15 protein-coding genes are annotated in these 13,521 nt (G+C 69.6%); 4 read left to right on the top strand and 11 right to left on the bottom strand.

Going from position 1 to position 13,521, the window contains the following annotated elements; translation table 11 throughout:
* Position 1: 1 nt before the first annotated feature.
* The 4 genes from ABN034_RS21875 to ABN034_RS21890 all read right to left on the bottom strand — a co-directional run bounded on the left by ABN034_RS21875 (position 2) and on the right by ABN034_RS21890 (position 6,158).
* Positions 2-613, bottom strand: a complete 612-nt coding sequence (locus ABN034_RS21875) for an O-methyltransferase (RefSeq protein ID WP_349692862.1) — start codon at positions 611-613, stop codon at positions 2-4.
* A 46-nt stretch (positions 614-659) separates the two neighbouring features.
* On the bottom strand, positions 660-1,427 hold the full coding sequence (uppS, locus tag ABN034_RS21880) for a polyprenyl diphosphate synthase (protein WP_349692863.1): 768 nt from the start codon (positions 1,425-1,427) through the stop codon (positions 660-662).
* 60 nt (positions 1,428-1,487) lie between these two features.
* Positions 1,488-5,027: a phosphodiester glycosidase family protein gene (locus ABN034_RS21885; protein WP_349692864.1), complete on the bottom strand. Its 3,540-nt coding sequence runs from the start codon at positions 5,025-5,027 to the stop codon at positions 1,488-1,490.
* 180 nt (positions 5,028-5,207) lie between these two features.
* The gene (locus ABN034_RS21890; protein ID WP_349692865.1) at positions 5,208-6,158 is read right to left on the bottom strand and encodes a D-2-hydroxyacid dehydrogenase family protein; all 951 of its coding nucleotides are present in this window, start codon (positions 6,156-6,158) and stop codon (positions 5,208-5,210) included.
* Between the two features lie 134 nt (positions 6,159-6,292).
* Here ABN034_RS21890 and ABN034_RS21895 point away from each other — a divergent pair, with 134 nt between their 5' ends.
* On the top strand, positions 6,293-6,643 hold the full coding sequence (locus ABN034_RS21895; RefSeq protein WP_349692866.1) for a hypothetical protein: 351 nt from the start codon (positions 6,293-6,295) through the stop codon (positions 6,641-6,643).
* 22 nt (positions 6,644-6,665) lie between these two features.
* Here ABN034_RS21895 and ABN034_RS21900 read toward each other — a convergent pair whose 3' ends face one another.
* Positions 6,666-7,610, bottom strand: coding sequence for an SMP-30/gluconolactonase/LRE family protein (locus ABN034_RS21900; RefSeq protein WP_349692867.1), 945 nt, complete (start codon positions 7,608-7,610; stop codon positions 6,666-6,668).
* Between the two features lie 185 nt (positions 7,611-7,795).
* Between ABN034_RS21900 and ABN034_RS21905 the strand changes: the two genes are divergently transcribed.
* The gene (locus ABN034_RS21905; RefSeq protein ID WP_349692868.1) at positions 7,796-8,701 is read left to right on the top strand and encodes a phytanoyl-CoA dioxygenase family protein; all 906 of its coding nucleotides are present in this window, start codon (positions 7,796-7,798) and stop codon (positions 8,699-8,701) included.
* Between the two features lie 176 nt (positions 8,702-8,877).
* On the opposite strand, the gene ABN034_RS21910 is transcribed toward ABN034_RS21905, so the two are convergent.
* Together ABN034_RS21910 and ABN034_RS21915 are read right to left on the bottom strand one after the other, a co-directional pair.
* Positions 8,878-9,114 (bottom strand): ABC transporter permease family protein, encoded by a 237-nt coding sequence (locus ABN034_RS21910; RefSeq protein WP_349692869.1) that lies wholly within the window; start codon positions 9,112-9,114, stop codon positions 8,878-8,880.
* Positions 9,115-9,154: 40 nt separating this feature from the next.
* Positions 9,155-9,574 (bottom strand): hypothetical protein, encoded by a 420-nt coding sequence (locus ABN034_RS21915; protein ID WP_349692896.1) that lies wholly within the window; start codon positions 9,572-9,574, stop codon positions 9,155-9,157.
* Between the two features lie 65 nt (positions 9,575-9,639).
* On the opposite strand from ABN034_RS21915, the gene ABN034_RS21920 reads away from it, so the two are divergent.
* Positions 9,640-10,527 carry a tetratricopeptide repeat protein gene (locus ABN034_RS21920; protein WP_502879072.1) on the top strand — a complete coding sequence of 296 codons (888 nt, stop codon included), beginning with the start codon at positions 9,640-9,642 and terminating at the stop codon, positions 10,525-10,527.
* A gap of 96 nt (positions 10,528-10,623) precedes the next feature.
* Here ABN034_RS21920 and ABN034_RS21925 read toward each other — a convergent pair whose 3' ends face one another.
* From ABN034_RS21925 to ABN034_RS21940, 4 genes are all read right to left on the bottom strand, one after another.
* The gene (locus ABN034_RS21925) at positions 10,624-11,235 is read right to left on the bottom strand and encodes a nitroreductase/quinone reductase family protein (RefSeq protein WP_349692870.1); all 612 of its coding nucleotides are present in this window, start codon (positions 11,233-11,235) and stop codon (positions 10,624-10,626) included.
* 5 nt (positions 11,236-11,240) lie between these two features.
* Entirely contained in the window at positions 11,241-11,366 is a 126-nt protein-coding gene (locus tag ABN034_RS21930; RefSeq protein ID WP_349692871.1) for a hypothetical protein, read from the bottom strand.
* Positions 11,367-11,440: 74 nt separating this feature from the next.
* Positions 11,441-11,848 carry an anti-sigma factor gene (locus ABN034_RS21935; protein WP_349692872.1) on the bottom strand — a complete coding sequence of 136 codons (408 nt, stop codon included), beginning with the start codon at positions 11,846-11,848 and terminating at the stop codon, positions 11,441-11,443.
* Between the two features lie 27 nt (positions 11,849-11,875).
* A complete protein-coding gene (locus ABN034_RS21940) occupies positions 11,876-12,247 on the bottom strand; it encodes an RNA polymerase sigma factor (RefSeq protein ID WP_349692873.1) in 372 nt (123 codons plus the stop codon).
* A gap of 161 nt (positions 12,248-12,408) precedes the next feature.
* Between ABN034_RS21940 and ABN034_RS21945 the strand changes: the two genes are divergently transcribed.
* Positions 12,409-13,464, top strand: coding sequence for a class I SAM-dependent methyltransferase (locus ABN034_RS21945; RefSeq protein ID WP_349692874.1), 1,056 nt, complete (start codon positions 12,409-12,411; stop codon positions 13,462-13,464).
* Positions 13,465-13,521: the final 57 nt, after the last annotated feature.

Below are 13,521 nucleotides of genomic sequence, written 5' to 3' on the forward strand. Positions count from 1 at the left end.
GCTACGCCGTGCGGGTGCCGACCAGTAGAGAGTTGGCGAGGTCGGGGAAGACGACCTCCACCGACACGAGCCGCAGGTTGCCGAAGAAGAAGTCCCGCTTGGGATCGTTCTTACGCAAGGGGGAGTCGGCCGGCAGCGCAGCATGTGGTGTGACGTCGTCGAAAACCACGCGGCCGCCGATCCGCAACAGGTCGACGGTTGCATCGTCGGCCGTCCACCCGCCGTCGACGAAAAGCAGGTCGTACGGCGCGTGATCGGCGAGCACGAGTTGCGCATCGCCGTGAACGACCCGCACCCGAGAGTCGGCGCGGAACACCTTCGCGGCCGCCTGGGCGCGCGCGTCGTCGAACTCAACCGTCACCAGCGTGGCGGAGGCCGGCATTGCCGAGGCCATCCATGCGGTGCCGACGCCGGTGCCGGTCCCGGTCTCACCGATCCTCCCGTCCTGGCACCCCGCCGCAAGCATCGCGAGGACCCGCCCGGCGTCGGGCAGCGAGCACGAGGGGTCCCGGCCGTCCGCCTCGTCGCGGCTGGTGGGGAACCTGAGGTCGCGGGCCGCCGCCAGGGCTTCCCGTACCAGAGCAGGAAAGTCGTTGTCGTTGTCCGCTGTCATCGAGTTGCCGACCCTTCACTACCACCGCGTCGCGGTTCGTTCGGGTTCATCGTTCCAGCCGGGTCGCGTAGGCACGGAGGGCGCGCAGGAAGTCCCGCTGCCGGAAACCCGGCCAGTAGACGTCACAGAAATGGAGTTCCGAGTACGCCGTCTGCCAGATCAGGAAGTCGGACAGTCGCTGCTCACCACTCGTACGAATGACGAGATCCGGCGCGGGTTGCCCACTGGTGTCCAGATGGCTCGCGATGTCGGCGGTCGAGAGCCGATCGGCCAGCGCGCGGACGGAGGTTCCGGCGCGGCCCTCGTGCTCGAAGAGCGAACGCAGCGCATCGACAAGCTCGGCCCGTCCGCTGTAGCCGATCGCCAGCGTCACGTGGCTGTCGGTCTCCTGCCCGGCGGTGGTCTCCCGGGCGAGTTTGAGGGCGTGTGCCGTCGAGTCCGGCAACAGGTCGAGGTGTCCGGCGAGATGGATGCGCCAACGACTGGAGGGCTGCGCGAGGCGCTCGGCGATCACCCGCTCGGTCAGGTGCATGAGAAAGGTGATCTCGTCGGGAGAACGCTTGCGGATGTTGTCGGCGGAGGCGACGAAGACGGTGACGTGCCGAATTCCCGCGTCCGCGCACCAACCGAGGACCGTGTCGATGTGTTCGGCGCCGGCCTGGTGGCCGAGGCTGACGTGGGCCAGTCCCATCTGGCGAGCCCAGCGGCGGTTGCCGTCGATGATGAGGGCGACATGTCGCGGGATCGGCCCGGACGCGACCTGTCGGCGCAGCCGCCTGAGGTAGAGCGAATTCACCAGATCAACGAAACCCATCCGGTTCAAGCTACCGCACGCCTCGCTCCTCCACCGCCGGGAACTCCACGCCGACACTCGTCAGGCCGCAGCCTGCGCCGACAGCCTGATCGTGGTGTCCGTGGACGTGCCGTTCACCGTGACGGCGAGCCGGATGGACGCCGGCCTCCACGCGGTGAGAGTGCCGGTACGCGGGTCGAAGACTGCCGCGTGCCACACTTCGCGCTCGGACTCGTCGCCGATCAGGACATTGGGCGAGCCGGACCACGAGGCTGTCATCGGATAGCCGACGGGGAACGTCTCCTCGCCTTGTGTCAAGAGTGCCTTGACATCCACCGACTCGCCGACCCCGACCTCGCCTGGCGCGGCCAGCTCGAGGGCGTCGACGTGCGGGCGTACCTCCGCGGCGATCCACTCCGGTGCGTCGCGCAGCGGATCGTCGCGCGCTGCATCGGCCTCCTTGCCGGTGACCGGATCGACGCCCCACCGGGACCAGCCGGTGACGCCACCGTCGGCCGGTGCAGTAGCCGGGGACTTCGCGGAGTTGCCGTTGACGAACGCAGGAACGCCGTCCACATGCGCGGCATGGAACGTTCCCACATGCGCGCCGATGAACACCGCGCCCTTGCCGGTCGAGCGTTGGAAGTCCGACAGCCACGACTCGATGACCGCCGCCTCCTTGCGATCGCTCAGCTCGCTCGCCTTGGCGGGCGTGGGGTCGCGCAGCGGCACGTGCTGGACCAGTGCGACCGATCCGACGCCCCGATCCTGCGCGGCCTTGTCCAGCTCCTGTCGCAGGGTGCGCAGCTGCGTCCAGTCGCTGCCTCTGATCGACAACGCGGAGGTGTTGATGGTGATGAACCGGGTCCCCTTGTGGTCGAACACCCGGCTCGTCTCGCCGAACGCCGCGGTGAAGTTGTCGATGCTGCCGCCCATCACCTCATGGTTTCCGGGTACGTAGTAGTACGGCAGCTCGCCCTCGAGGTCCTCGTCGAGGATGCGTGTGGCGAGGGCGAAGTCCTCAGGAGAGGCTTCGTCAACCAGATCGCCGTTGATGAGCAGGAAGTCGGGATCGCTCGCGCGGATCTCCCGCAGGGTACGCCGCGCCTGTCTCACCAGGGCGCTGTCGGGATCGCGGGCGACGAACTGCGCGTCGGACATCACCGCGAACGTCCACGGTGCGCCGTCGACCGTTCCGTTCTGCACGATCAGCGGGTCTTCGACCTTCGGCGCTGGTGGGACCTCGACCTCCGGCGGGACCAGGGCGGTCAACTCGTCGATGATGAGTTCACCCTTGTACTGCGCCTCCGGCTTGGTCTCGGCCGAGTAGTAGCGCCGGATCGTCAACGGGTACTGCGTTCCCGCCGGCACACTGAAGCTGAGCTGCTGCCATCCGGTCGAGGTGAGATAGCCCGCGCGGAACGCCGGCAGCAACGCCCCGGTCCCGTCGTACGCCTGCAGACTCGCCCACTCACCATGGCCGGACGAGTGGACCCAGAGCCGCAGTTCGCGTGGCTGGCCCGGGACCTCGATGCCGTCGGTCGCGAGCGCTCCACCGGTCCGCGTGGCCGTCGACTCGTCGAAGTTGTAGGTCAGTGCGAGGCCCTGGCCGACCTTGCCGGGTGCCGGAGCGATACTGCCGGTGGCACGCTCGCCGAAGTAGCTCCACACGCTCGGGTCCTCGAAGTCCGACACGACGATCTCGTCGAGACCGACGGTGACGGGCAGTGTCAAGCTCACCTTGCCCGCTCCGGTCGTCGCGCTGATGACCACCTGCGTCGAACCACGTGGCTGCTTCGCGGTCACCGTGAACTGCCCGGTGCTGTCCGGTGTGATGTCGATCAGCGCGTCGTCGTAGGACAGCGTGAGCTCGCCGGGCTCGATCGGAGCGGTGTAGCCGCCGGCGTCCTGGCCGACCACACCGAACCTCGCGGTTCCTCCGTCGTCGACGATCGCCACCTGCTGTGTGCTGGCGGAGAGTCTGGCGAGCGGGCCCAGCACGTGGAGTTCGGTCGTCCCACGGACACTTCCGTCGTAGGCCTCCACGGTGACCCTCCCAGGTTTGCCGGCGTGGAAAACTCCGTCACCGTTGACGGTTCCGTGCTTCGGTTCGTCCGTCGTCCAGGTCGGGTCGCCGTCGGCCGGACCGTAGGTCTCGTCGTAGCCCGTCGCGGTCAGTCGCCGGGTCAGCCCGGGGAACACCCGGTCCGGCCGGGCCGGCGCGACGCTCGACGAGCCGGCTGCGGTGTCGGGATCCAGCGCGGTCTCCACCCAGAGGCCGTGGAGTTCCTTGCTGCCCTCGGGCGCGAACAGCGCCAGCCCGTTGGGATCGGAGCGTTCCCTGCCGTCGGACGGGCGGTTCTCGACCTCGGCCGTCGTCGCGCCCGGTGTGCGGGCAACCATGGTGGTGGACCCACCGCCGTCGAGGTTGACCGCGTTGTGCGCACCGAGTTCGACCATCATGGTGGCCAGCTCGTCGAGTCCGAGTCCGTCGGCGAACGCCGGCTGCCGGCCGTCGGCGGTCAGGACGTACATCTTCGTACCGTCGGCGGAGAATCCGACCGCGGTGCGTGGAGCCGGCGGCACGTTGTTGCCCTGACTGGCCTTCTGTGGGACGCCGTCCACGACGAGCAGCTGCCGGCCGTTGAGCGCGGTCCGGATCTCCTTCTCGTCCGCCGTACGTGCCGCGTAGTCGATGCTCACGGCGTCACCGATCGCCAAGCCGGCAAGGGCATCCGCGCCTGCCTCGCGACCGACGAGGACGAAGCCGCCGGCCGGGATGGCACCCTCACCGGCTTGCGGCCGCACCGCGGTCACCGTCCCGTCGACGACCTCGACCTCGGTCACCTTCGCCGCGTCCTGGGTCGCTCGGCACCGGCAGTACGTGCCCCAGAGCGGGGTGAACGCCTCGATCGCGTCCGGCGCGAGCGTCGGTTTGTTGATGCCGGCAAGGGGAGCGGACGCGCCGTCCGGCAACGCGATCGTGCCGTTGAAGAGGACCTCGCCGATGCGGCCGAGGCCGTCAGGAGTGAGAATCGCCGCCGACTTGTGCCAGGTCGGATTGGTGTCGGGCGACTGGATGACCTCGCCGTCCCTGATGCCGACACCCAACGGTGCGGTGGAGTTGTTGATGTCGAAGAAATCGCCGTTGACGGCCGCGACGGCGCCGACCCGGTTGGCCTGGACGGAGATGGGCTCGCCCTTGGCGACCTGACCGGGGAAGAGGTAGCCCGGCACCGTCCCCTTGGTGAGGTCGACGGTCAGGCTGTCGGCCTGCAGCCAGGTGGGCGTACCGGTGAAGCCATCCGGTCCGTACCGGTCGAACGACCGCAGGGTGACGCCTGGTGCGACGGGTCTCTGCCGTTCGTACGTCTCCATCCGCGGTTCGACCGCGGCCGATGCCTTGGGCGCGCTCCTCGGCGCGTCCAGGTCGAAGCGCGCGGCGTCCGACGTCGACGACCGCAGGTCGGGGAGTGGCGCCGGCGTCGCGTCAGGCGGGCCGGCCGCGGCGGGTCTCGTCCCGCCCGGCAGGACCAGACCGAGGAGAAGCAGCGCGGCCGCGGCGATCGCCGTGGCGGGTGCGAGACGTCGAGTGCGTGTGGACGTAGCCGTCGAAGACATCTGAGCCTCCCCTGGGTCGTACGCAGTGAAGCGCAGAAGGAGGCGGTTTACCAGACATTGAGCTTGACCGAAAGAAAACACCGCATGGCCGGCGGGAGTTGCGGCGGCCGCGGGCCGGGAGTTGCGGCGGCCGCGGGCCGGCGTCGCGGGAAGCGCGGGTCGAGGCGTTGGGGTGCGGGGTCAGGTGAGGACGTTCACCGGAGTTGCGGCGAGGTACGCGGCGATCGCGTCGACGGCCTCGGGATACCACGTGGCGTACGTCCCTCGCGTCACGAAACCGATGTGCGGCGTCAGCACGGTGTTCGGCGCGGACAGAAGCGGATGTCCGGCGGGAAGCGGCTCCTTGTCGTAGACGTCGAGGGCGGCGCCGGCAATCTGGCGGTCCTGGAGCGCCGCGACGAGGGCCGACTCGTCGACGACCGGCCCGCGCGAGGTGTTGACGAGAAAGGCCGTCGGCTTCATCAGGCCGAGCTCATGGGCACCGACCAGTCCGCGCGTCCGCGCACTGAGCACGAGATGCACGCTGAGGACGTCGGATCGCGCGAACAGTTCGTCCTTGTCCACGCGCACGGCGCCGCCGTCAGCCGCGGCGGAGTCGGTGAGATTCTGACTCCACGCGATCACGTCCATGCCGAACGCCCGCGCCACCGGCACCATCGCCCGCCCGAGCCGGCCCAGACCAAGCAGCCCGAGCGTCGACCCGCCGAGATCCGTGCCGAGCGTGTGCTGCCACCCACCTGCCCGCATTCGTGCGTCCTCCGCCGGCAGGTGGCGTACGACCGCGAGGATCAGCGCCCACGCCAACTCCACCGTGCCCGGCGTACCGCCTCGCGTCCCGCACACGGTCACGCCATGCTCGCGGGCGGCGTCGAGGTCGATCGAGGCGTTGCGCATGCCGGTGGTGACGACCAGGCGCAGCCGGGGAAGCCGGGCGATCAGGGGCCGTCGCAGCGGGGTGCGCTCGCGCATCAGCACGAGGACGTCGTAGGACTGGAGCCGGTCGACCAGCGCGTCCTCGTCGTCGAGGTGGTCGGCGAAGAACGTCACCTCGGTACCGTCGGGGAGGGCTTTCCAGTCGGCCAGGTCGGCCGCCACCTCCTGGTAGTCGTCGAGCACCGCGACCGTCGTCATCACGCGTCCCTTCCGCCGGTTGTCACCGGCCCGATCATGCCGGGTCGGCGTGGTCCACGGCCAGGGACACCTCCGGCAACCCGGCGTCCACCAGTCCGCGCCCGCGTGCGGCGGCGTTCCGCTAGGCTTCCGCGATGACCGCCCTGCCGCCCGACGTCCAGCGCAAGGTCCGGCAGCTCGACAACGACGTCCAGTCGATCTACGAGCTGCTCGTGACCATCCAGGTGACCCAGCAACGCCAGGGCAACCGACTGGACGAGCTGGCATCGGACATGGGCGCGCTCAGGTCCGATGTGGGTCTACTCAAGTCCGAGGTGGGTGCGCTCAAGTCGGACGTGGGCCTGCTCAAGTCGGATGTGGGTCTGCTCAAGTCCGACGTGGCCAGGCTCCAGGCCGAGCACGGGGCAAAGCTCGACGCGATCCTCGACCTCCTGCGCAACCGCGAGTCGGAGCGGCCCGGGGCGCGGGACGGTCAGCCCGCGTAAAGGGAGAACTCGCCGGCCGGGCTCAGCCGGCGAAGGGGAGGACGGGGAGCCCGCGCACCCCGGTCTCGGCGACGAAGATCGCACCCGCCGACGGCTGCTTTCCTTCGGGTAGCCCTTGGCGCGAGGTCGTGATGTAGAGCTCGTCGAGGTTCGACCCGCCGAACGTGCACGCCGTCACCTGCGTCACCGGCAGCTCGACCACACCGTCCAGTCGCCCGTCTGGCGCGTACCGGCGGACCGCGGAACCGCCCCACATCGCCACCCACAGGTAGCCCTCTGCGTCGACCGTCATGCCGTCCGGGCCGCCGTGTTCGCCGGGGATCGTGACGATCGGGCGTCGGCTCTCCGCCACGATGCCCCGCGCCGGGTCGTAGTCGAACGCATCGACGCGCTGCGTACGGGTGTCGATGTAGTAGGCAAGGTGCTGCTCGGGCGCCCAGGCGAGGCCGTTGGAGATGGTGACGTCGGTGAGGACGACGGAGACCCTGCGGTCGGGGTCGAGGCGATAGACCGTACCGGCGCCGGGCGTCCCGGCGAAGGCCATCGAGCCGCAGTAGAACCGGCCGTGCGGATCGCAACCACCTTCGTTCATCCGGATGGTGGGATCGGACCAGACCTCGCCGAGGTGTTCGATGGTGCCGTCGTCGGCGAGGAGGAGGAACCCGCGCTCGTTCGCCGCGACCAGTCCACCGCCGACCCGGGGGCGGAAGGCCGCCGCCACCTCTCCGATGTGCGTACGCGTGACGGCGCCGGTCGCGAGGTCGGCGGTGAGGATGTCGCCCGCGAGCATGTCGACGAAGCGCAGGCCGCCCCAGCTGGGGTGCCATACCGGGCCCTCGCCGTGGTGCGCGTGTGGGTCGGTGACCTGCTCGACAGCGACCATGGTGTCCTCCGCGTAGTCGTCCTCTGGGTCGGCGGCCTCGGCGGCCAGCTCGGTGCCGCCGGGTGATCCGGCACCACTCGCCATCGCGATGATGCCGGATCACCACCGTCCGCGGCCAGCCGCGGCAGCAAGTGTCCCGACGAAACGGATCAGGTAACGGAGGGTGATGTCAGGATCAGACAGGTTGTGGCCACGCAGGTGCATGGCTCGTCGGCGGTCCGCCCACGCATCCTGGTGGGACGAACGTCAGTATCGCGAAGGGGTGTGCCATGTCCGCTGTCCCACAGGTCGAGCGGCGGCCGTCGCCGGTCGTCCTGCACGAGACGGTTTCTGACGCGTTGATCGAGCAGGTCCGAGAGGACGGCTTCGCTGTGCTGGCAGGTGCGCTGTCGCCGGCCGAGGTCGCCGAGATCAACGCGGAGGCCGTCCGCCTGTGCCGCGGCGACCTGGGCGAGATCAGCGGAGTCGAGGCGGCGGACGCCGACGAGTCCGACGCCGACGTGATGCGGCGCTATCTGTGCATCCACTTCCCGAACAAGCTGTCGAAGGTGATCCAGCGCTCGCTGCACCATCCGCGGATCGTCGACGCCCTCACGAAGGTGATCGGGCCGAACGTCAAGTGCATGCAGTCGATGCTGTTCATGAAGGCGGAGGGCAAGCCGGGACAGGCGTGGCACCAGGACGAGTTCTTCATCCCGACCCGGGACAGGTCGTTGACGGCCGCGTGGATCGCGTTGGACGACGCCACGATCGAGAACGGCTGCCTGTGGGTGCTGCCGGGTTCGCACCGCCGCGGCGTGATCTACCCCGACCGCGACCAGGACGACGAGCGTTTCGACTGCACGGTCGAGCTGTACGACTTCCCCTACCGTGACGAGGACGCCGTGCCGGTGGAGATCCCGGCGGGCGCCGCGGTCATCTTCAACGGCTACCTGCTGCACCGGTCGCTGCCGAACTCCGGCCGGGATGGGTTCCGGAGGGCACTGACCAACCACTACATGAGCGCCGAGTCCCTGCTGCCCTGGGGCAAGGTGCCCGACAACATGCACGTGGCCAAGTGGGACTACCGCGACATCGAGATGGTCGCGGGCGAGGATCCGTACGCCTACAAGGGGACCGAGGACTTCGCCCGGCCCGGCGTGCGTCCTGACAAGGAGGGCGGCTGCGGCCGCTGACCCGCGCCTGGCGCGGCCGGGAATGACCACGCTGAGCATGCCTGTGGCACCTGGGCATGGTGTCGGCACCTCGATGACGTACGCACGCATGCTCAGCGTGGTCATTCGCACGAGGCGCAGTCGCCGCCCGTCGCACGACAGGTCAGGCCGGGCGGCGTGGATCCAAGAGAGCCGACTCAGCTCTTGATCGAGCCGATCATGAGGTTGTCGAGGATGTGCTTGCGGCCCGCGACGATGACGATCGGCACGGTGACGAGGAACGAACCCGAGAGGATCGTGCCGTACTCCGTGTTGTAGAAGCCGACCAGGTTGGCGAGCCCCACCGGATAGGTCTGGCGCTCGGGGCTGCTCAGCACGATCGACGGCCAGAGGTAGTCGTTCCACGAGGCGAGGAACGTCAACACTCCGAGCACCGACAGCGCGCCCGGGCGGGCGAAGAGCGCGGGGTTCTGTTCAGGAGGTGCGGAGCAGGCGGCACCACGGGTGCAGCGGTGCCTGCACGACGACACAACCCATCGAGCGCGCGAAGCGGATGAGCTCGGCGACCTGACGCTCGAGCGCTTCGGTAGTCGCGGCGCCCGGTCCGCCCGCCGCGCCGGCCCCGGCCGCCGCGCCGGTCGCCCCGACCACCAGCAACAGCGTGGGTCCGGCCGTCAAGACCAGCGTCGGCGTACCGGCCAGCACCGGTGTGCCAGCAGGTGCCGGCGTACCAGCGGTGACAGCGGCCGGGCCCGAACCCGACCGCAGTGCGGCAACGGGTCCCAGGTCGGCCGGGCCTGGAAGCCGTTCCTGAAGGATCGCCACGTGCAGCGCGCGGGTGGCGCGGGCCGGATCGACGCCGAGCTCGGTCGCGAGGGCGGAACACCCGCGCACTCGACCTTGCCGACGAGTCCGGCTGGCGGGAGGCGCGAGCCGTCGCGCTCGGGGAGATCGGCATCCTGCGCCGCCGTGCCGGGCGGCTCGACGGGGCGGCCGACTACTTCTCGCGGGCGCTCGACACCGCGCAGGAGATCGGCTGGATGCCGATCGTCGCTGGCCGGTTGGTCAGCCTCGGCAACCTCTTCGCCGAGGCCGGCAACCTGCCGCGGGCGGCCGAGTACTACGCGGAGGCACTGCCGGTCTTCCAGCAGGTGGGTTCCCGCGGCGGCCAGGCGGTGCTCCTCGGCAACCTCGGTGAATGCTGCCTCGTCCTTGGCCGGCTCGACGAGGCACTGACCCACTTCACCCAGGCGCTGTCGCTGAACCGGGAGCTGGGCCATCGCGTCCAGGAAGCCGACAACCTGCGCGCCCTCGCCACGGCACACTGCGACGCGGGGCGGTACGCCGAGGCGCTCGAGCTCGCCCGGGCCGCCCTGTCGGGGAGCCGCGAGGCGGGAGACCGGCGGTTCGAGGCCGATGCCCTGAACACTCTCGGTACGGTCCACCAACGGCTCGGCAACTTCGCCGAAGCGGTCGACCACCATGACCACGCCCTGCGGCTCAGCCGCGAGATCGGAGTCCGCCAGCACGAGGTCGCCGCGCTGATCGGGCTGGCTCATTCGTACCAGCATCTCGGCCGGGCAGACGACGCGAGCGGCTGCGTCGAGCAGGCGCTCACGATGGTCCGGCAGGCGGGGTACCGGCTGCTCGAGGGCCCGGCGCTCACGGCATCCGCCACGATCATGATGGCGCAAGGCCGGCTTGACGAAGCGGTCGAGGGTGCCCGGACGGCTCTGGGGGTGCACCGCGAGGTCGGGCACCGCCTCGGGGTGGCCCGCACGCTGCTCGTGCTGGGTCGGGCGTTGCGGGAACGGAACGAACCCGGCGCTGCCGAGAGCGCCTGGTAAGAGGCGCACACGGTGTTCGCCGAGCTGAACTCGCCCGAGGCCCACCCGGTCCGTATCCTCCTCGCCGACTCCTCCCCGTCCGGGTGATCCTGGGGATCAGGAACCACTGGACGGGTCGTCGGCCGGCGTCGGGTCGGAGGGCGCCGGGTCAGCGATCGGTGTCGGGTCGTCGGCGGGCGTTGGGTCGGCAGGCGTCGGCTCGGCGACCGGGGACAGCAGCAGGATGGGGATCCGGCGACGGGCCGCGGCAGCGCGCCGTTCGTACTTCTTCCATCCCGGGTGGACATCCAAGGCCAGCCGCCAGAGTCGCAGGCGTTCGTCGCCGGTGGTCTCGCGCGCCTCGACCACGGTCGAGACCCCATCGACGGTGATGATCGCGCGGGGATGGGCGCGCAGGTTGTGGTACCACGCCGGATGGTGGCTCTGGCCGAAGTTCGACGCGATGAGCACAAAGTCGTTGCCGTCCGGGATCGTGAGCACCGCCAGGGTGCGTTCCTTGCCCGTCCTGGCACCGGTCGTCGTCAGCATCGTCACGGGCAGGCCCGACACCAGGCTGGACGCGGTGTGCCGGCCGTGGGTACGTCGATAGACCAGGGCGTCGATCCGGTGCAGTATCCGCGCATAGACCCAGGACACGGGAGCTGTCGCCGACGACCAGCGAACGAAGCGGGCGAACGGTCCTGCTTCCGTGTTCCTCGTCAGTCTCATCGCCATCAGATCCCCACTGGTTCGTCGAGGGAGAGCTGGTAGATGTGCCAGGACCCAGTGTTCTCCACCGGCAGCGGCGTCGTACCGGTGAACCCTGCCACGGTGGCATTGGCAGCGATGGGCTCCGTCATGTTGCCTCCGCTTTCGACCGCAGTTCTACTCCCCGCCGAGCGCAGCCGGTGGCCCGCCCCACCGCAGCCGCGCGTCATCGGGCGGGTGCGATGGTGCCGCTCAGGACGACCCGTCCGAAGGACTCCGTACCCTCACCCTCGCGCTGAAGGGTGACGGTGAGCAGCGGATAACGGGCGGGGTCGATGCCGGCCCAGAGCTCGACCGGTTCCTCGTCACCCTTGAGGTGGAACGTTCCGATTGGGAGCAGGTCGCCCTCCGGTGACTTCATCCATGCCTCGTAGAACGTTCCCGGTGGTGCGGGTGGCAGGCCGGTGACCCGGACGGTGATCGCGAGTCCGCTCGCGGTGTCCCTGACCCGAGCCACGGCGCCCGCGTCCGGGGCGAGTTCGGTGCCTGCCAGGACCACCTCGGTGCCCCGTCGTCCGACGTTCTCCTCCGCGGCGAACCAACCACCGACGGCGCCACCACCGAAGATCAACACCGCGGTGGACGCGGTGCGACCGGGACTTCACGGTGCCCAGACGGGTGCCGAGGTCACGTGCGTCTTCGACGGCGCGACTCTAGCCGACGTCTCTTCGAGTTCGGCCGTCGGCATCCGCCTGCGGGAGCGCCAGATGTCGACCGAGACCCGGCGGGCGATCGTGAAGAGCCACGGAGCGATGTCCTGCGTCGGGTCATAACGCGCCGCTGCCCGCCAGGCGCGGACGAACGTGTCCTGGACAGCCTCGACCGCCAGCTCCCGATCGCCGAGCACGCTCCACGCGACGGCGAAGACCGGACCGTTGTAGGCGAGATAGACCTCGCGCACGCCACTGTCCTCGCCCCGACGGAACGAGTCCAGTACGGAGGGCGCGAGCGCGGTCGTCGTACGTGCGGCCATTTGGTCGCGAGCTTGGTCCCGGACATTGCAGTGGCGTTGCGGCTGCGCCCCCTGCAACCGCGGTGCAACGCGCCGCGGCAGCGTGCCGGCTGGTGTTCCGCGAGCGACGCGCAACGTCCGCGGAACACCCACAGCCCATCAGGAAGGAACGTGAGGGCGCGATGGACAACGACAAGCTGATGGAGTTCCTGGGTCGGTTCGTCGGCGACGTCGGAGCGACGATGGCGGCCGGAAACGTCGTCGTCGGCGAGCAGCTCGGGTTGTACCGGGCGTTGGCCGAGTCGGACAAGCCGCTCCAGCCGGCCGACGTCGCCGAGCGGACCGGCACCGATGCCCGCTATGTCGAGGAGTGGCTGCGTGGGCAGGCCGCCGGGGGCTATGTGGAGTACGACGCCGACGCGGGCGCGTACTCCATGACCGAGGAACAGGCGTTCGTCCTGACCAACCCCGACGGCGCGGTCAATGCACCAGGTGCGTTCCAGCTCGCCCTCGGATCCCTACGCGCGCTGCCGAGGATCGTCGAAGCCTTCCGTTCCGGCGAGGGTGTCGGCTGGCACGAGCACGCCCAGGAGGTGTTCGTCGGGTGTCAACGCTTCTTCCGCCCGGGCTACATCGCGCATCTCGTGAGCGAATGGCTCCCGGCACTCGACGGCGCCGAGGCGAAGCTGGCGGCCGGTGCGCGGGTGGCCGACGTGGGGTGCGGTCACGGCGCGTCGAGCGTGTTGATGGCGGACGCCTACCCTGCTTCGACATTCGCAGGCTCGGACTACCACGCCGGTTCGATCCGTTCGGCGAACTCCCGTGCGGCCGAGGCGGGCCTGTCCGAGCGGGCGAGTTTCACGGTCGGATCGGCGCAGGACTTCACCGGTGGTCCGTACGACCTGGTGACCACGTTCGACTGCCTGCACGACATGGGCGATCCGCTTGGTGCCGCGCGACACATCCGGGACTCGCTCGCCTCCGACGGTACGTGGATGGTCGTCGAGCCGTTCGCGGGGGACTCGGTCGCTGCGAACCTCAACCCGGTGGGGCGTGTCTACTACTCGTTCTCGACGTTCCTGTGTGTTCCGAACGCCCTGTCGAAGGACGGTGGCTACTCCCTCGGCGCGCAGGCCGGCGAGCCTGCGATCCGGCAGTTGGTGACCGACGCGGGATTCACGAGGTTCCGCCGGGTCGCCGAAACGCCGTTCAACATCGTGTACGAAGTGCGCCCCTGACCCCACCGGTCGACGCTTACGGCGCAGGCGTGCTCCCGCCGCTTCTGTTGCATGAGG

It is taken from the genome of Actinopolymorpha sp. B11F2 (assembly GCF_040195635.1).
In the GTDB taxonomy this organism is placed as follows: domain Bacteria; phylum Actinomycetota; class Actinomycetes; order Propionibacteriales; family Actinopolymorphaceae; genus Thermasporomyces.